Source organism: Parabacteroides goldsteinii DSM 19448 = WAL 12034 (assembly GCF_000969835.1).
GTDB lineage: Bacteria > Bacteroidota > Bacteroidia > Bacteroidales > Tannerellaceae > Parabacteroides > Parabacteroides goldsteinii.
Window position 1 is genome coordinate 2387988 of the sequence record NZ_KQ033912.1, and the last position, 20639, is coordinate 2408626.

At 42.1% G+C, this 20639-nt stretch carries 12 protein-coding genes; 11 read left to right on the forward strand and 1 reads right to left on the reverse strand.

What is annotated here, in order from left to right; genetic code table 11:
- Positions 1-29: 29 nt before the first annotated feature.
- The 11 genes from tyrS (at position 30) to HMPREF1535_RS08825 (ending at position 20022) form a co-directional block, all read left to right on the forward strand.
- Positions 30-1322 (forward strand): tyrosine--tRNA ligase, encoded by a 1293-nt coding sequence (tyrS, locus tag HMPREF1535_RS08770; protein WP_046145892.1) that lies wholly within the window; start codon positions 30-32, stop codon positions 1320-1322.
- A 231-nt stretch (positions 1323-1553) separates the two neighbouring features.
- Positions 1554-2123, forward strand: a complete 570-nt coding sequence (locus HMPREF1535_RS08780) for an ORF6N domain-containing protein (protein WP_046145893.1) — start codon at positions 1554-1556, stop codon at positions 2121-2123.
- Between the two features lie 171 nt (positions 2124-2294).
- The gene (locus tag HMPREF1535_RS08785; protein ID WP_009860392.1) at positions 2295-3809 is read left to right on the forward strand and encodes a Gfo/Idh/MocA family protein; all 1515 of its coding nucleotides are present in this window, start codon (positions 2295-2297) and stop codon (positions 3807-3809) included.
- A 16-nt stretch (positions 3810-3825) separates the two neighbouring features.
- On the forward strand, positions 3826-4677 hold the full coding sequence (locus HMPREF1535_RS08790; protein ID WP_046145894.1) for a sugar phosphate isomerase/epimerase family protein: 852 nt from the start codon (positions 3826-3828) through the stop codon (positions 4675-4677).
- A 408-nt stretch (positions 4678-5085) separates the two neighbouring features.
- Positions 5086-5670, forward strand: coding sequence for an RNA polymerase sigma-70 factor (locus tag HMPREF1535_RS08795; protein WP_046145895.1), 585 nt, complete (start codon positions 5086-5088; stop codon positions 5668-5670).
- Positions 5671-5748: 78 nt separating this feature from the next.
- Complete coding sequence (locus HMPREF1535_RS08800; protein ID WP_046145896.1) at positions 5749-6738, forward strand: FecR family protein; 990 nt, start codon at positions 5749-5751, stop codon at positions 6736-6738.
- Between the two features lie 206 nt (positions 6739-6944).
- Entirely contained in the window at positions 6945-10313 is a 3369-nt protein-coding gene (locus HMPREF1535_RS08805; protein ID WP_167769556.1) for a TonB-dependent receptor, read from the forward strand.
- A gap of 11 nt (positions 10314-10324) precedes the next feature.
- Positions 10325-12187, forward strand: coding sequence for a RagB/SusD family nutrient uptake outer membrane protein (locus HMPREF1535_RS08810; RefSeq protein WP_046145898.1), 1863 nt, complete (start codon positions 10325-10327; stop codon positions 12185-12187).
- A 170-nt stretch (positions 12188-12357) separates the two neighbouring features.
- A complete protein-coding gene (locus HMPREF1535_RS08815) occupies positions 12358-14472 on the forward strand; it encodes a hypothetical protein (RefSeq protein WP_046145899.1) in 2115 nt (704 codons plus the stop codon).
- Between the two features lie 5 nt (positions 14473-14477).
- Positions 14478-17375 (forward strand): hypothetical protein, encoded by a 2898-nt coding sequence (locus HMPREF1535_RS08820; RefSeq protein ID WP_046145900.1) that lies wholly within the window; start codon positions 14478-14480, stop codon positions 17373-17375.
- Positions 17376-17550: 175 nt separating this feature from the next.
- A complete protein-coding gene (locus tag HMPREF1535_RS08825; RefSeq protein WP_148499105.1) occupies positions 17551-20022 on the forward strand; it encodes a hypothetical protein in 2472 nt (823 codons plus the stop codon).
- Positions 20023-20136: 114 nt separating this feature from the next.
- Here the strand turns inward: HMPREF1535_RS08825 and HMPREF1535_RS08830 are convergent, their stop codons facing one another.
- Positions 20137-20598, reverse strand: coding sequence for a helix-turn-helix domain-containing protein (locus HMPREF1535_RS08830; protein ID WP_046145902.1), 462 nt, complete (start codon positions 20596-20598; stop codon positions 20137-20139).
- Between the last annotated feature and the right edge of the window lie 41 nt (positions 20599-20639).

A 20639-nucleotide genomic window follows, 5' to 3' on the forward strand; every position in this document is an offset into this window, starting at 1 on the left:
TAACTATATAATAATGAATAATTAAAACGATGAATTTTGTTGAAGAATTAAGATGGAGGGGCATGATTCATGATATGATGCCCGGAACAGAAGAGCAGTTACAGAAAGAAATGACTTCTGCGTACGTAGGCATTGACCCGACGGCCGATTCATTACATATCGGACACCTTGTTAGTGTAATGATGCTGAAGCATTTACAGCGTGCCGGACACCGTCCTATCGCTCTGGTCGGTGGTGCCACCGGTATGATCGGAGACCCTTCAATGAAGTCGGCAGAACGTAATCTGCTGGATGAAGCAACGCTTCGCCACAATCAGGAAAGCATCAAAAAACAGTTGTCAAAGTTCCTGGATTTCGATTCAGATGCTCCTAACGCAGCCAAGTTGGTGAATAACTACGACTGGATGAAAGAGTATACCTTCCTGAACTTTATCCGTGATATCGGTAAACACCTGACAGTTAATTATATGATGGCTAAGGATTCTGTAAAGAAACGTCTTAGCTCCGAATCGAGTGTAGGTATGTCCTTCACTGAATTTTCTTACCAGTTGTTGCAGGGATACGATTTCCTGTTCTTGTATCAGAACGAAGGTTGCCGCTTGCAGATGGGTGGTTCCGACCAATGGGGTAACATCACGACCGGGACTGAACTGATCCGTCGTAAAACAGGTGGTGAGGCATTCGCCTTGACCTGCCCGCTGATCACAAAGGCCGACGGTGGCAAGTTCGGTAAGACGGAATCGGGTAACGTATGGTTGGACCGTCGTTATACTTCTCCTTACAAATTCTACCAGTTCTGGTTGAACGTAAGCGATGCCGATGCCGCCAGATATATCAAGATCTTCACAGACCTGAGCAAAGAAGAAATTGCCGCATTGGAAGAGGAACAGGCCGCAGCTGCCCACCTTCGTCCGTTGCAGAAACGTCTGGCAAAGGAAATCACTGTGATGGTTCATTCCCTGGAAGATTACGAAGCTGCTGTTGAAGCATCCAATATCCTGTTCGGTAGCTCTACCCACGAATCTTTGATGAGGCTCGACGAAGACACACTGTTGGCCGTATTTGAAGGTGTTCCGCAGTTTGAGATCAGCCGTGACGAACTGAGTGCCGGTGTGAAGGCTATCGACTTGCTCACAGAGAAAGCTGCCGTTTTCGCTTCAAAAGGTGAGATGCGTAAACTGGTGCAGAGTGGCGGTATCAGTGTAAACAAAGAAAAACTGGCTGAAACAGAAACTGTTATCGACTGTTCTTCTCTGTTGAATGAAAAATACCTGCTGGTTCAGAGAGGTAAAAAGAACTATTATCTGCTGATTGCAAAATAAGAAAAATGCTGAAAACGCTTGCAAGGTAAGATTTTATTCTTACCTTTGCATCGCTTTAGATAAAGCGCCGGATTGTCTCATGGTGTAATGGTAGCACTACAGTTTTTGGTTCTGTCTGTCGAGGTTCGAATCCTCGTGAGACAACACAATCTAAATAGACCGTTTATTATCAATATGATAGTAAACGGTTTTTTGTTTATGGTAAGAATATCAACATCAAAGTAGAATGATATGGAACAGCTGCAATTGATACAAAGTAAGATATACGAGATACGAGGGCAAAAGGTTATGCTGGACTTTGATTTAGCTGAGATGTACGGTACTGAAACAAAATACCTGAAACGATCTGTAAAGAATAATATTAGGCGTTTCCCGGCACCGGATTTCATGTTTGAGTTAACAAAGGATGAGTGGGAGTCTTTAAGGTGCAATTTTAGCACCTTAAACAAAGGTAGAGGGCAGCATCCTAAATACATGCCGTACGCTTTCAGTGAGTTAGGGGTTTCAATGTTGAGTAGTGTTCTCAACTCTGATACGGCTATTGAAATAAATATATCCATTATGAGAGCTTTTGTTGCGGTCCGTCACCTGGTATTAAATCCTCCGGTTGACAGAGTAGGACAGTTGGAGAATCAGGTAAAGGAATTGAAAGAATACATAGAGGATGTATTCGCCGACTACAACGATATCAACGATGATACCCGTATGCAGTTAGAGCTTATCAACGAAACGTTAGCAGAGCTACAGAGCAAGAATAAGGCACTAAACAAGTCACGACCAAAGATCGGCTTTGTGAAATGAAAATACGGTATTTTTCTCAATGTATTCACTGCGTGCATTTTGACCAAGGTCTCTCTTTTAGTAGGAAGGATAGGTACAAAGTGTTAAAGTTCTTTTCGATACTTTTTTTTCTTCATAAAGATGAGTAATATTTCTTGTAATGGGTGTTCTTAATATAAATATCAGAATACCATGACGAACATTTCAAGAAGAACATTTATCAAGACCGGGGCCTTTGCCGCCGCCGGTCTTACCATCGTTCCCGGACATGTACTGGGGCGTTCTTTCGGGTTTACAGCACCGAGTGATAAACTGAATATTGCCGGGATCGGAGTCGGTGGAATGGGACGCCGTAACCTGGCGAACATGAGCACGGAGAATATCGTTGCCCTATGTGATGTGGACTGGCACTATGCGGATAAGACCTTTAAGGATTATCCTAATGCTCGCAGGTTCAAAGACTGGAGAGTGATGTTTGATGAGATCGGCAGTTCAATCGATGCCGTAATGGTGGCTACCCCGGACCATACCCATGCCGGTGTGACCGCCCATGCAATTACGCTGGGCAAGCATTGTTATACCCAGAAACCGCTTACACATTCTGTTTACGAATCCCGTCTGCTTACCCGTCTGGCTAAAAAATATAAGGTGGCGACACAAATGGGTAACCAAGGCAACTCTTTCGACTGGTGCCGCCAGGTGGCGGAATGGATACAATCCGGTATAATAGGAGATGTGTATGAAGTACATTGCTGGACCGATCGTCCTATCTGGCCGCAGGGTTTGCAGGAACCGAAAACGGTCGTGAAATGTCCGAAGACGCTGGATTGGGACCTGTTTATCGGCCCTGCCCGGAAACGTCCGTATAATCCCGTTTATACTCCCTGGAATTGGCGTGGCTGGTGGGATTTCGGTACCGGTGCACTGGGCGATATGGCCTGTCATATCATGGACCCGCTTTATTGGGCGCTCGACCTGAAGTATCCGACAAGTGTGATCGGCAGCTCTACCCTTAGCAACCTGTATTCCCCTCCTCATGCCCAGGTGGTGACTTATACCTTCCCGGCACGTCCGCCAAAAGGCAACGTGAAGATGCCGGAGGTGAAAGTATATTGGTATGACGGTGGCCTGATGCCGCCCCGGCCGGAAGAGTTGAAAGACGGGGAGATGATGGGAGATGAGAACGGAGGCATTATCTTCGTCGGAACGAAAGGGAAGATAATGACCGGTTGTTATGGTATGAATCCCACATTGTTGCCGTTCTCTGCCATGGAGAATTTCAACCAGCCTAAACCGACTATACCTCGTGTCAAAGGAGGTAACGGCGATATCTGGAATACGAATGCACATGAACAGGACTGGATTCGTGCGTGTAAGGAACCGGCGGGTAGTAGAACGGAGGCATCGTCCAACTTCCAGTTCTCCGGACCTTTCAATGAGATGGTTGTGATGGGCGTTCTGGCTGTCCGTCTCTCCGGTTTATACGGTCTCCATCGTGAACTCCAATGGGATGGAGAGAATATGCGTTTTACGAATATTTCCCCCAATGATAAGATAAAGATTGTAACGGTAGACGATTTCAAGGTAATTGACGGAGATCCCCGTTTCGACCGACGTTATGCCGACTTCAGTGCGGCAGATATGGCATCCGAATGGATCAGGCATACCTACGAAAATGGCTTCTCGTTACCCGATATGCCTGAATAATTAATAGAATAATGTTATGAAACAAATAAAGAAAGTATTATTCCCCGTTGTTTGTCTTTTGTTGTTTGCATGCTTTTTGTCTGCCTGCAAACAGGCGAAAGCGGAAAAACAAGATTGGAGGATAGCCATACAGTCTTATACATTCCATCTCTTTCCGTTGACGGAAGCGTTGGATAAAACTCAGGAACTGGGAGTGAAGTATATAGAAGTATATCCGGGCCATAAGCTGGGCGGAAAATGGGGCGATAAAGTCTTTGGTTTCGACCTGGATACCCAGACCCGGAAAGAGCTGAAAGAATTGGCTGCTTCCAAAGGTATAAAAATTATAGCTACGGGTGTGTATGTGGCCGATAAGTCGGAAGACTGGGAGAAGATGTTCAGATTTGCAAAAGATATGGACATGGAGTTTATCACCTGCGAGCCTGCCTTAAACGACTGGGACCTCGTAGAAAAACTGGCTGAGCAGTACGGCATAAAAATCTCTGTGCACAACCACCCGCAACCATCCGACTATTGGAATCCGGATAATCTGTTGCAAGCGATTGCCGGCCGTAGCAAGCTGATCGGTTCCTGTGCGGACGTCGGCCATTGGCGTCGTGAGGGTCTGAACCAGCTGGATTGCCTGAAAAAACTCGAAGGACGCCTCATTTCTCTCCATTTCAAAGACATTGCAGCAAAACAGGAAGGAGAAAAAGAGCAACACGACGTAATCTGGGGAACCGGTATCCTCGACGTGAAAGGAATGTTGCATGAGTTGAAACGGCAGCATTTTAAAGGTGTTTTCTCTATTGAATACGAATACAACTGGGAAAATTCCGTACCGGATATAAAAGAGTGCATTCGGTATTTCAATGAACTGACCGAATAAGTAAGGATATAGAATAATATCCTATTCACATAAAAAATGAGGTTCAAAGCTATTTTTATTATAGTCTTTGTATCTCATTTTTTTGTTTTTGTTTTCTAGACTATAAAAATTAAAGGATTCAGGCTATTCCCTCGTTTTAGGTATTGGTATGAAGTTCTTGAGGAACTAATATATTTCTCCCACCGCAAATATAATCTATTTATATTATAAATAGTTAATTCAGGTAGGAAAATCCATTGATCTGTTATAAACAGAAAAATAATATTTAAAAATGAATATTCGAAGATGATTGCGCTATTCTCATTAGATGGCTGATTTCGAGCTTCTTATCACGAAACAAAGCCATAGTTCCTCAAGAACTTGGTATTACCACTGATAGATATTGTTGTTAATTAAGACTTATATAACTTGGGGCCTATTGATATACATAGAATAAAGGAAGGGGATCAGGAAGCTTTTAAAAGATTCTTTGTTCACTTTTATCCGAAACTGCTGTCGTTGGCTTGTCGTTTTGTGGATGAACAGGCAGCGAAAGATCTGGTGCAGGATATCTTTACATTCTATTGGGAACAAAAACAACAAATCGATGTAAATAGCGTACAGTCCTATCTCTTTAAATCCCTTCAAAATCGCTGTCTGAATTATTTAAAACATCAAATGGTCGTAGAAGAGTATAATGCTAAAATACGAATAGCCGAAGCACGTATCGCTTTTCTAAATGACCGGACCGATTCAAATGATGTACTGAAACAAGTGATCGATTGTGATATTCGTGAACAGATCGAAGCTTCCGTGAAAAAATTACCACCTAAAGCGGCAGAAGTGTTCCGGTTGTGTTATCATGAGGATTTGCCGCATAAAGAAATTGCTGATAAGCTTGGAATATCACCACGTACGGTAGCAGTTCATGTCCGTAATGCAGTACTTTTCCTGCGGGAAGATTTAAAAGATTTGCTGATACTATATATCGCCTTTTGTCGGATTATAAATTAATTTGAACTTTTTTCATTTTTGACTACGTAGTTTCCGATGCCCTAGTTGTCTTCTTTATATAAACGATAAGAAAGATCTATGAATGAAGAAATACTAATACGATTTTTAATCCACCGATGTACTTCGGAAGAAATAAAGGTGGTCGATCAATGGATTGCTTCTGATCAGGCAAATGCAGATTGGCTGTTTGAGATGGAGCGTATCTGGAGTTTGAAAGACCAGCTACGTTTTTCCGACAAACAAGAGGTCGAAAGGGCCTATGCGCGTTTTATGTCCGGATTGCAGGAAAAGGAAGTAAAAGTGGAAATAAGCCGGAGACGTCCTGTTTATATTTCATGGATGAAATATGCTGCTGCAATTGTGCTGATCGGATTATTAAGTACTAATCTTTATTTTTTATTGCAGGAACAACCCTCTTCCATGAATACGATTGAAGTCCCTAATGGGCAAAGGGCTTCTTTGACCTTATCCGATGGTACAAAAGTCTGGCTGAATTCTCATAGTAAATTTACCTATCCTGCTCAGTTTTCATCAAAGATGCGGGATGTTAAGCTTGAAGGCGAGGGCTTTTTTGAAGTCGCACATAATGAAAAAGCGCCGTTTGTCGTACATGCTGATTTACTCCAGGTAAAAGTATTGGGCACGAAGTTTAATGTGAGAGCATATAATGAAGAACCGTCTTCCATAACGTTGGCAGAAGGAAAAGTGGAAGTCGCTACAAATGACAATGAACATAAAGTAACTCTAAGACCGAATGAGCAGGTTACCTATTCCAAAGATGACGGCCTGGTAGTCAATAAAACGGTCAACGCCTCTTTAGTCAAATCGTGGACGGTGGGCGAAGCGGCTTATATTAATAAACGACTGATCGATATTGTAGTTGATCTGGAACGTCGTTTCAATGTTCATATCACAGTGAAAGATCAGGAACTCAATACGGAATTATTTACTTGCCGTTTCAAGGAAACAGCTAAAATAAATCAGATACTTACCTTATTGAAAGATACCCGCAAACTGGATTATAAAATTCAGGGGGATCATATACAGATTTATAAACCTATAAAATGAGAATGCTTATGAAGAAGACATGGATGTTATAAAAATGAAGAACCGAAGATGCTGCAAACATCCCCGGTTCGGATTAAGCGAGTAACGCATTAGAGACAACCTAAATTTATTACTAACTAATCATTTACAAATGTATGAATTTTATTAAGAAGTGTATGCCATGCGGTACGCATAAATCGTCATGGCTCCGGAAAAGTCTATTTATTATGAGGTGTATCTTATTGTTTTTATTATTGGGTACAATGCAAATCACGGCGAGTGTCACTTACTCGCAATCGGTAAAACTATCGTTGAACGTGGAGAACATGACAGTGCAGGATGTCTTGTCGATGATAGAGCAGAAAAGTTCATTCTATTTTACTTACAACCTGAATCAGGTAAATGTAAACCGTAAAGTATCTGTTAATGTAAAGAATAAACTGGTGACGGATATTCTGGATGAAATATTCAAAAGTGAGAATATCAGGTATACGATCAGTGATAAGCATATTGTATTATATAAAGCTGATAAATCTGAATTACCAGGTGTGAATCAGAAACTTAAAGCAATAACAGGTGTCGTGCTTGATAATAATAACGAACCTATTATCGGTGCAAACGTGTCCATTCCGGGAACAAGTACAGGAACAACTACGGATATGGACGGAAAGTTTACCTTGGAAGTGCCCGACAATGCAACAATTGAAATCTCTTATATTGGTTATATAACCCAAAGTATATCTGTAAGCAAAAAAAATAATTTTTCGATTATTCTGAAAGAAGACACCCAGGCTCTGGAAGAGGTGGTCGTAGTTGGTTATACCTCTCAGAAGAAAGGACTATTGGCTGGATCTGTAGAGACAACCAAATTTACAGAATCGTTGGCACAGATCCCGACAAACAGTGCCGCACAGTCGTTGGTTGGTAAAATGTCTGGTGTGCATATCTCCGTTCCTGCCGGTAAGCCGGGAGAACAGGCAAGTGTAGGGGTACGTACTGGTACGACGTGGAATACCTCACCGATGTTGTATGTAATTGACGGGGCAGTACGCGATGCGACTACGTTCAACAATTTAAGCCCCAATGAAATTGAGTCGGTAAGCATATTGAAGGATGCCGCTTCGGCTGCTGTTTATGGAGCACGTTCAGATGCAGGGGTTGTTTTGGTTACGACACGTTCCGGAATTTCAGGGAAGATATCGGTTAACTATACAGCCAATTTCTCTGCCGATTTTGCTACGCAGGAGGTAAAGTTGAACAACCTTTACCAACAGGGGTTGACGGTAAACCAAGCCTATAAGAATTTCGGCTTGACTGCTCCACAAGGAGAAGGCTGGAGCGATGAAGAGCTTGAATGGGCCAAAAACCTTCCCGGACAAGGTTTTAGTATGCTTGATGACACATGGCATACGCCTTACGTGATGAATCATGCATTAAGCGTCAGCGGCGGTTCGGAAAGAATTAAATTTTTCGGGGCTGCTAATTACTATACCCAGAACGGTTTCATGGAATCAACAGAATATAATAAGTTGAACATGCGTTTGAATGTGACGGCTGACATAACCAAAGACTTACAGTTGTATGCTTCTATCGCCAATACGAATACTAAATATGGTTCTTCTCCGACGGAAGGTACAGATGCAACTTACACGAAAGCACGTGTATCATTTGAATACATGCCTTCACGTTCGCCTGACGGTAAGTGGATTGGAGACGGATGGGCATACGGTAACCCGGCTGCGGCTGCTGAAGGTGCTTCCGGTTACAGAAGAAATACCACGATGAATCCGGAAGCTAATGTCAGCTTGACTTATAAATTACCATGGGTAAAAGGATTGAGTGCAAAAGTATCTTACATGGGAAGTTGGAAGACGCAACGTGGCAAAGACTACACCGCGTTGCAAAAGTTCTATTATCCTAAGAAATCGGGTGCAAACAATCATATCATCGATGTAAACGATTTGAGTAATTATTATGTCAGTAATGAAGGCGCCGGTATCTCCGGCTGGGGTAAATGGTGGGTTAACCAGCAGTTGAATTTCCAGATCAACTACGATAATCGCTGGGGAGACCATCATGTCAACGCAGCTGCCGTATACGAGGCTTCGAACAACGATTATCACTATGTATGGGCAAAACGCGACCAGTTCCCGTTGTATCAGACCGACCAGTTCTGGGCAGCCGGTTCTTCTACAGACAAACAATTTTCCAATGGTGGTCCTGACACGGATGGCGGACGTGCTTCTTGGGTATTTATTGGCGGTTATGATTATGCTAATAAATATATCTTGAATTTCTCTGTACGTTATGACGGCTCTATGAATTTTGCACCTAGCGAACGTTGGGGGGTGTTCCCGGCTGTATCGGCTGCTTGGGTAGCGTCTGAAGAAAGATTTTTGAAAGATGTTGAATGGATCGACTTCTTAAAGCTGCGCGGATCTGTCGCTTTAACTGGTAACGATGCTGTCGGTGGATGGCAATGGCAGACCAGTTACAAGAGTGGCGGTAACTACATGTTTGGCGAAAACGCAGCTGTGAATAATGGTTTGCAGTATGGAAGTTTGGTGAATGAGTACCTGACTTGGGAAAAATCTACCGGTATCAACGTCGGTGTAGATTACCGCTTCCTGGATCATCTGCACGGTGCTGTTGAATATTGGCACAAGCATACGTTTGATATCCTTGGTAACCGTCAAAATTCACTACCGACCACTTTCTCCAAGACGATGCCGGCTGAGAACTATGGTGTGATTAATGGACAGGGATTCGACTTTAGCGTGGGTTGGGAAGACCGTTTTGGTAAAGTGAATTGGCATGCTGACGTAAACCTCTCTTACGGATGGAACAAAGTAGAGGTACAGGATTATGCTGCCGGTTTGCTTGATTGGGAGATCCCTGTCGGTAAAGACCGTAGTTATATTACTGCCTACGAAGGACGTATTCTTCGTTCGCAAGCAGAGGTGGATGCGTTTAAAAAAGAGAATCCTAATTATGTTATGCCGACAGGTGGTGGTGTAGACCTTCGTCCCGGTTCGTTTGTCTACATTGACAAGAGCGGTCCTGACGGAAAGAAAGATGGCATCATCGACCGTTATGACAAGGAGATTCTTTATAACAATAACAACCCGATTTATATGGGCTTGAACTTGGGCGCGACTTGGAAAGGGCTTTCTGTGGAAGCTACATTCACTGGCAAATTCCACAACTATAAGAATTTTGGTTCACTAGCTGATTATCATGGTGGTCAGATGTGGAACAGGGAATGGGTTGAAAACTCCTGGACACCGGAGAATCCCAATGCAGAACTGCCTATGCTAGCTCCGCGCGATTATCGCTCATATGCTTGGACCGACGTTAATTATTATTGGAAAAAGGCGAATTATATCCGTCTTTCCAATTTGAATATTGGTTACACCTTTGATTTCGCCCAACCATTGGGTAATGCAATTTCCAGTATCAAGGTGTTTGCAACAGGTACAAACCTGTTCTATATCTCCGGATTCAAACACTGGGATCCGGAATTGAACCCGGGATGGAGCGGTGTTGGTTACCCTGTGATGAGAACTCTGGGTGGTGGTATAAGTGTTAATTTTTAAACGTAAATTTTATGAACAACTTAAATATAATAAAGAAAAGTGGACGTAAATTCCTGACTTTGTCGGTATGCGTATTGGCGTTGTCTTCTTGCCAATTAGATTACGAGAACAAATCAGCAATTAATCCGGATAATGTGTGGCAGAATGAAACAATGATCCAAGCATATCTGACCGATATCTATAGCGGTATGGTGCCGGGATGGTCTTCTACGTCTGATACTGACACGGACCTTACAACGGATTCAAACGATAGCATGAGCGAGTGGTTGCGGGGGGTAAACATCTCTGCTTCCAGCCGTGGGGTCAACTTCGATTATGGAATTATTGACAAGATCAACTATTTGCTTGAACAGATGGAGACGGTGCCGGAAAGTGTCATGGCTCTCAAAGACAAAGATGCTGTGGTGGCACAAGCCAAGTTTTGGCGGGCTTACCGGTATTGGTCTTACGTAAAGGACTTGGGTGGTGTTCCCCTGATCCTCAAATCGCAGGATGTGAACGATCTGCCTTCGTTGATGGTGAAACGAAGTTCTACATCGGATTGTATGGCTCAGATTCTGAAAGACTTGGACGATGCCATTCAAGCACTTCCGGATCGTTGGTCAAGTGCTGACTATGGACGTATTGACAAATGTGCTGCCATGGCTTTCAAAGGACGCGTACAAATGTGGTATGCTAGTAAGTTATTCAATCGCTCCAACGACAAGGGGCGTTGGGAAACTGCCTATCAAACTAATAAGGCAGCTCTTGAATATGCTGAAAAGAATGGTTATAAGTTGATGGATAAATTTAGTGATATTTGGCTGACGAAGGGAAAGTCCAATACGGAAGCCTTGATCTTTAGACATTACAAATATCCAGATACGTATTACGATATGAATCAGTATCTACCTGAAGATATTACCCATGGATGGGCATGCCGCCAAGTACCGCAGACTCCCCAGCTTCTCGCTTTCCCGCTGAAGGATGGTTCTTCTATGGCTATCTACGAAAACGAAGAGTATAAGAGCCAGAAGCTGGATGTAAACCGCCTTTCCACAGATGCTGCCTACAATGCAGATATTCTCGACAAGTTGGTGAACGAAATGGATCCGCGTTTCTATGACTCTTATTCGGTTCCGGGTTGTGATTTCCCGTCGTTGGAAATTCCTGCCGGACAGTATTTCTGGACTTCGTATGTGAAGGTAACCCCGTTCTATAAAGCGATGTCCAACATACAGCTCGAACGTAATGCCGGAACTACCCATTATGGCTCATTCTTCCCGTTAAAAGCCATTACTCCGGGATTGAATAATGCAGATTCATATAAAGGTGAAAATAATGCTATCTGTTTACGCTTGGGTGAAGTTTACCTGAACCTTGCCGAATGTGCTGCCGAAGCAGGTCATATAAATGAAGCGTTGGGTTATGTAGCTGCAATCCGTAAACGTGCAGGTATCGATAAAGGTGCGGGCGCTATCGGGTATGGGCTGGATGTGTATAATACGCTCGAAGGGGTTCGTCGTTTGTTATACAACGAACGTGCAGCTGAGTTGTCTCAAGAAAACTTCCGTTATGGCGACCTCCGCCGTTGGATGAATTTCGACAACATCAATGCCCAGAAACATTACAACAACCTGTATGTGGTATTTAACGGGGATGAGGAAGAAGCTGGAAAATTCGACTGGACACGTACGTTGGAAGACGCTGAAACGCAGAAATTTTTCCATATTGATTTCGTGCCTAATGTGAAGCAAGTTGAAGTTTCCACGTTTAATATCTCCACCAAGCATTGGTTCGGTGCCATTGGGGATAAGACTATGGGAGCAAACTTCGACAATGATATGTCACAACAAAACAATGAATGGGGTGGCTCATTTGATCCATTGAAGTAATACTAAAAACTCATTATTTTTATAGCGGAGTAGAAGATATTTGTCTTAATGATCTTTTACTCCGTTTTTTTGAACCTTTCAAATCTTATATGAGACAAATGAAAAATTGTTTATTAAAATGGGTGTGGGTAGTTATATCTTCACTATTCTTTTCGTGCAATCAGGTAGAGATGAATATTTGCTTTGAAACGGATTATGTAGTATTAAAGATAGATTCTACTGGATTCTTAACAAGTATCTACAGTAAAGTCGATAATATAGAATATTTATCTGATAAGAAAAGTTCTCCATTATTGGCTCTTTATGCCGGTAATGATCAGGTAATTTTGCCTGTTTCGGCTTGGCAAATCGACGAAAAGGTGATGTTAACGTATACCAATGGAGCTGAAGCTGTTATAGAAATAGGAGAAAAAGAAGAGTACTTGACGTTTAAACTTATATCACTTACTAATCGTGGTAAAGCGGATCATGTAGTATGGGGACCTTATTATACTACGATACGTGAATATATTGGAGATTTGTTGGGAGTAGTCAGTAATGAACGTTGTACGATTGGTATGGTCGCCTGTAATGACAATACGAATACCGGCCTTCCTACAGATGGAGATATGCACCAAATGTATTACAGAGTACATACACCAGATCCGATCAAATATCCTTTGCCGGATTCGTTATATGAGGGGCAGCGATTGCGTATAGGTGGAGATGGCATTAGCGATGTTGCTTTTACGAATCGGAAAGAAGGTCATTTCTTTTTCAATAAAGGGAATGGGGCTGAGTATATACCGGAATATGGTTCTTACATTGTAATGAGTTCGCGTGATCGCCGTGCTACCCGTGATATATTTTTTACACTTATACCCGGTTTTGAAAATGTGAATGTACCTAAGCATCATCGGGTAGAGGCTGTAGATGAGGATGTTTTAGGATCATCGGTTGCATTTTTTGTTTGTCCTAAAGAGCATACGTTAAAACTTTATGAGAAGGTCGTTTTGGAGGAAGGACTGCCTTATATTACCCAGCAAGGGAAATGGGTTCGTGATCCGAAAGCTGCTTGTGCCGATTTAGCATGGTGGGGACGGCATGATAGTTTGATCTCTTATGCAACTCAGTTGGGAGTACGTGCTGTACAGGATGAAGGTTTGGGAGAGTATTATGTCAACCCGGCAAATCGATGGGCGGATAAGATGATTTCGTATGGTGGAAAACAAATTTCTATCGCTGAGTTTACAAAAATGACGAACGAAGCTGGAATCGCTTATGGGTTACATACGTTGTGTGAGTTTTTGCAACCACATTGCAGTGATGTCAGTCCCATTCCTAATGATAGCTTATGCATGGTGTTGAAGACAACGATCACTCACGATTTGAATGCTACCCAGACGGATATTTGTGTGGCTGATACCAGTTGGTTAAATGAATGGGGCACTTGGCATTGCAATAAACTCAATGTTTTGAAATTAGGAAAAGAACTACTTACTTACGAAGGAGTTACAATAACCCGACCTTATACATTGAAAGGTGTGAAGCGTGGTGCTTACAATACGGTGGCTCAAACACATAAAGCGGGTGAGGTGGTAGCAAAATTACAGATGAACTGTTATAATGGATTTGTTCCGGATATGAATCTGCAAGACGATTATGCTGATTATTATGCCCGGTTATTGGTTGACGGTGGCATGGATTATGTTGATTTTGATGGACAGGAAAGTTTCATGTATCAAGGACATGGCTATTATTCAATGAAACGATTCTATCGGAATTTGTTTGAGAAGTTTCATACGTATGGAGGAAATGAACTTCGTGTGATGGGATCTGGTATCATGTATGGTAATTGGCTATATATGGGGAATGGAAATATTGGTGGAGGAAACAATATGTTTAACCCTGTAACCAATTCTTTCGGAATTCAGGGGAAAGATGAAAGGAACGGTAATGTTAATAATTTCATTTGTCCCACTTTCGGTATCCAAAATTTCCAATCGGAATGGGATGAACAAGTGATAGAGAATCTACAATCAAAAGCTGTTGCATGGAATGCTACTTATATGCTTGGTTTAAGTGAAAATGCTGTTGAAAAATGTTTGGATAAAGAGCGTGTGTTTAAAGCTTTTCGTGTGTGGGAAGATGCCCGACGTGCAGACATTTTTTCTAAAGAATTGAAAGAAGAAATGAAAGCTCAAGAGAACCGGTACCATTTGGAACGTATCAATGATCATATATGGACGCTATATACAGTGGATATCTCCGGTGAGCATGTCAATCCGAGAACTCTTATAAATTAGACAATATGTTAAAACATAAATTATTACGCGCATGTGTGTTGCTGTGTTTGGCTCTGAATATCCAACAAGGAAAAGCACAAGAGACAAACGAATTGGAATATGGAGAGGCGATCCAAGGGGTGAATCAAGATCCGAAGCAAAAAAGCATCGGTAGTAAGCCTTATGAAATGGAAGGGCGTAGGGAAGCCAGAGAACCACTGTTTACTTTTGATGATTGTACGCAGTGGCAGGTTCGGGCAAATCAATCCGAAGTTGCATTATATCGAACTAAAGAACAACGGGTAATAGGCGATTACAGCGGAAAAGTCGTTTACAAAACCAAACAGGCAAAAGCCGGATTTCGTGTAGAGCTTGTTGAACCTTATAAATTCGATAAAGAGTGGGATTGCATTAACTTTTGGAATTATGGAAACCATTGGTTATGGGAGAACAGTGGAGAAGCCATGACCCATTATGCCGTTATCCAGGATGCCAAAGGCCGGGAGATAACAATTCCGTTCATGCAAGAATGGTTATGGCGGAATATGAATTATAAGTATTGGTTTTTGAACCATATCAAATTAAATGATAGTATTGCCCGACCGATTACATTCATCGGATTGGAATTTAAAGGAAATGGTACAAAGCCGGATGTGGAGAACAATATTTTCTTGGGTCCTATCTATGGATATCAAGAAGTTTTGAAGCCAATGAAGTTTAAACCGTTCCCGGAGAAATTGCCTTTTCCGCTTCGTGAAGAGACGATCTTGCCGACGAATAAGACGACCGGATTTAGCAATCGTGTGGAGCAACAAGGCGAGAAATTCCTTTTCTCATACGAAGGGAAAGATGCTAAGCTGACGTATCAAGTAGATCCGGCTTATCCGATAGGCGGCGTGACACTCTTGTGTGACGGACAAGAGAAAAAGGTGAATGCCAACGCTAAGATCCTTTTTGAAAAACGGACAGAAGCAGAGTGGAAAGTTATGGATAAGAGAGTAGAAAACGATACTTTGTTCATTCGTTATAAAGCAGTAGGAAAAGGTTTGAACCAACGCTTTGACTGTTCCTATACGATCAGGCAGAAGTCTTTGATTTGGACGATTGAAGAAAAAGCAGCGGATGGGAAAGTGGAAGAGATCTGTTTAGGCACAACAGATAACGTGTCGGATGGTAAATTGGTGGGTGTTCCTTTCTTGGTGTATAACCCTTTTGCCAATGATTCCTATACGGCTGATGCTCCCAGTATACTGTATGCCGACAATCTGTTCTATTTGACGATGTTTGATTGGTATTATACCAATGCTTCCATGTATTATGGTGGAGAACAGGGTATCAAAGAGGGTAAAGCGACCTATAATGGAGGTGTCAGATATTATCCGTTGAACAATAAAAAGCGCAACCCGTTGCGCGAACGTCTTTTCATTAATGTATCACCGGATGTACACGAAGTATTCCCGACGATTGATAATCCGGCTTCTCCGATGCGTTCTAACCAGGTAGATCGTTTGTGGGCGATCAACGGGGGAAGTGATCTTCCTAAATTAGGAAAGTTCGTGACTGATTTACGGTCTAAAGGTGTAGAAAATGTTAGTATTCGCTATCACGAAGATTTTTGGCGTGCTGGTGGAGAGAGCTATACATTTCGAACAATACCTAACCCTGATCTGGGTACGGAACGTTTGAAAGAATATGTCCGTTTTGTACAAGGTCAAGATTGGAGGATTGGTTTTTACTCAAATTACATGGATTTTGCCCCTGTAAATGCTCTGTGGAATGAAGATTGGGTACGTATCAGCCACAAGGATTATGGTTGGGGACCTGCTTGGTGTAGATGTTATGCCAATAAAGTAACGATCGGTTGGGAACAACAGGCCCTTTTGGCACCGCAAATACATAAGACATTTGGCACCAACTTTTCTTATTGCGATGTGGAGACTTGTATTTCTCCTATGGACCGGGTGGATTACGATTATCGTACTCCTGGAGCAGGAAAATTTCGTACTGTATTTGAATATATTGGTATGACTTTGATGAACGAACGCCGCGCATATCAAGGTCCAGTTTATTCGGAAGGTGGCACACATTGGTTCTATGCAGGATTGTTAGATGGGAATTATTCACATATGAATCATAGTTTGCCTATATTTCCTGATTTTCAACTGTTGAAGATTAATCCATTGGAAATGGATGGAATGTCTAATGTCTCTAACGAGGCCTATGTCGCTTATGCTTACGCTTTCGGTAATATCGGTATTTTGTCTGATGGTTTTGATGCAGTTCGTAGATATGCTTTCTTGCAACCATTCCAAAATAGCTATTCGATGATTCCGGTGAAAAGTATCCGGTATTTTGATGGAAAATCTTATGTGTCATCTTCAGATGCAATCAAAAAAGATCTGTTAAAATCTCCTTGTATCCAGGTTGAATATAATAGTGGTTTGAAGATTTATGCCAACTTTTCCGATCAACCGTGGTTGGTTAAAGAAGATAACCATGATTATTCATTACCTAAATATGGAACTTTGGCTGTTTTGCCTGGAAGCCGTTTGTTTTCTGTTTCTTCTACAAACCCTGGCTCATCAACAGGTAAATTACTTGATAAAGTTTATTCTGATCATTTATTCTATATTGATACGTATGGGGAAGTAGAAAAGGGAGAATTTGGAGGTAAGGGTTCTTATATGTTGAAGAAAGAAAAATTTGGATGGGAAATCATCCCTCTGAAGGATTTAGAGGAGGTTGATTTCAATTTGTCTTTAATTGGATTTTCGGAGTTAGGCGTAGATATAGAAGCTATAGATAAGAATGGAAATATCATAACAGTGATAAACCAAGTCCCTTTAGCTGATCAAGTTCATTTTGAACATAAACCTCAATATTACAAATATAAGATTTGCCCAGTTTCATCCATATCCAAATAATAACAAGTATGTTCGGTATTATGTCTCTTTTAAGGATTAATAGCCGGACACCAGTAAACAGTAATAATCCATTGAATAGGCAATTATTTGCTATGTTTAATGTGAATGGTTGTCTTTATTTTTGTGTAGTAAATATATGTAAATTAAGAAATCTGATAATCTAATTTGTGGCCTTATGAGATTTAGAAAAATTAGTAGTATTTGTGCTGTTGCATTTTTGATATTATGCTCATGCAAACAATCGTATGTCGATGAGCTCTCGACCCAATACGCAACATTCAGTGTGGATGGAAAAGGTTTTATTCGCCAGATAGCAGATAACGGAACAGGCGTGAATTATCTGGCGGAAGAGGGGGCATCTCCCTTGTTGAGTCTCTATGATGGAAAAGAATACATCATGCCCACCAACCTGAAAGTCGAAGGAGATAAATGGGTGCTAACCTTTGCAAACCAGTCGGAAGCTGTTGTTTCAAAAGAAGTGAAAGACGGATATATTCGCCTGGTTCTGGTTTCATTAAGTAATCGTGACCGGATTGATGCCATAGCTTGGGGACCGTATGCAACCAATATATCTCAATATATAGGAGAGACGGTAGGAGTGGTGCGTGATACGACTTTTGCTGTCGGTGTACAGGCTCTCGGCATAAATACGACAGAGGGACGACCTCATTTGGGGGATGATGCTACAGGTGGCTGTTACATCGATCCGCTGCCAGGACAAGAGGTGCCCGATGATTTGAAAGATAAGATCGGACAGCAAACGTACGATATCAATGTGAATGAAGAAGGAGATATGCCCGAATATGTACGTATGATAAGGGGGAATGCGGCTGTTGCACGTCCGTATGGTAGTGATATTCAATTTTTCGCACGTGATTGGCGAAAAGAAAAAGTGATAGACTATATAGGGAGAAGACAGACTGTGACGGCTTTGGATCAGGATTTCATAGGAAGTTCTATTGCCTTGTTTGCCGCACCATCTTCGGAAGCTGTCGATGTCATCGGTAAGATTGAGGTAGGGGAAGGATTGCCACATCCGATGATGAACGGAGAGTGGATCAAAAAACGGAAGCTCCAGAATCCGGCTTATATGTTATATGAGGGTCGTTCGTTGGATAATGCATTGAATTATGCCGATTCTTGTAACTTCAATTTGGTTCATATCGGAGACATATTCAAAAGCTGGGGACATTTTGATTTACACACCTCTCGTTTTCCGGAGGGAGCAGAGCAAATTAAAGCTTTTACCGACAAGGCGAAAGCTCGTGGCATTGAAATCGGTGTACATACGCTGACGATGTTTACTTCTACGCATGACCCGTATGTCTCTCCCGTACCTAGTGATAGCCTGGCCATTTCAGGAAGTTCCGTTTTGACAAAAGAGATCAGTGCAACGGATAAGGATATAGAAATTGAATCACCGGAATTTTTTACCTATTTGGGTGAAACGCATTCGGCAAAGATAGGTACGGAGATTGTGTCGTATCGGGAGGTAACTACAGAGAAGCCTTATAAACTGCTGGATTGTACGCGTGGACAGTTCGGAACGAAGCCTACGGCTCATCAGGCAGGCGATAAGATTGATAAGCTGCTGAATAATTGTTATAGCGGTCTCTTTCCGGATATTCATTTGAGTGATGTTTTTGCTAAACGTTTGGCTGAAGTGTGCAATGAAACGGGAGTCGGATTGATGGACTTCGACGGTTATTACGGTGGATCACCTACGGGACATGGTTTATATGGGGCTTCCAGGTTCTTGAAACAATGGTTTGACGATCTGGATCAGAAAGGTATTATCTCTTGTGGTTCATCGCCGTTCCATTATTGGTGGCATATCTATTCTTTCATGAACTGGGGAGAACCTTGGTACGATAATTTGCGTGAAAGCCAGGTCAATTACCGTTTGGAGAACCAGCGTTATTTCGAACGTAACTTGATGCCGGGTATGTTGGGTTGGTTTAAATTGGAACAGACTTATCGACCGGAAGATATTGAATGGATCCAGGCACGTAGTGCCGCTTTTGATGCCGGCTATTTGTTGCGTGTAGACGAAAGCATCGAACAGAGCGGATTTAAGAGTCACCTCTTTGAGGCCATCCGTGAATGGCAGAAAGTACGTAACAATCATTTGTTGACAGCTGCACAAAGAGAGAAGATGAAGAACCCTAAAAACGAATTCCATTTGGAAAAAGCGGGTGATAGTGTTTGGAACTTGTATGAAGTAACCTTGAAAGGGGATAATGTCCATAAGTATCGTTCGGTACAAACGGGAGAACCTTTGTTAAGTAAGTTTACTTTTGATAATCCGTATGAGAAGCAACCAGTACAATTCTATGCAACGATAAAAGCCGGAGACGAAGCGGGTGCACAAATCACCAACCTGCAAATATTGGTGGAAGGTTGTGCTCCGATCCAAGTGCAAGAGATATTGAAAGCGGGCGACAAACTCTATTGCGATGGCAATTCTGTATATGTATGTGATGAATACTGGAAGCCTCGTAAAAGCTTTGCCGTATCCGAAACTACTGCATGGGGAAAGGGGAAAAACAATGTGACGGTACAATGCGACTTCTCTTCTTCAAAAGCTCCTTCTGTGGAGGTAGAATTCAAGTCCTTGGGTAATAAAGAAAGTATAACCGGTAGATAAATGCCGGATACTTTTTTAGCCGATTTCCTCGTAGGGGTAGATTTCAAACCTACCCTTACGAGGTCGGTTATATTTTTTATATCTGACAAGATATGTGCTATAATAGCGCAGGCTTTATTTCCCCTTTTCCTTCAACAATTGTTCTAGCAAGGCGGATTTTTCTTTCTCAACAGCCAGCATGCGTTCAAAAAGATCGGTGGTCTGTTTGTTCAATTCCATTATTTTGTCCAGGGGATTGTTAATCGTGTTGTGATGATTTTCTTCTCCAACATTCGAGTTATCAACTCCTGTATTATAGCTTCCGCTTTCAAAATTATTATTTTCAATAACAACTGACAGCGGGTTCTCATCCAGTTCTTCAATAATCTTGGGGGAAACATGGAGGATATTCGCGATTTGGATCAACATATTTTGTTCGATCACCCGTTGGCTTTCGATGCGTGAAACCTTTTGCTGCGTGGTACCGAGCATTTCCGCCAATGAGCTTTGTTTGACACCCATTATATTACGTAATCTGCGAACGTTCGCACCTTGGTGAACGTTCTTTCCGGTTTTCTCTTCTGTTTCTTTTTCCATATCGAACTTATTTTATTTGAGACAAATATAAGGACAAAACG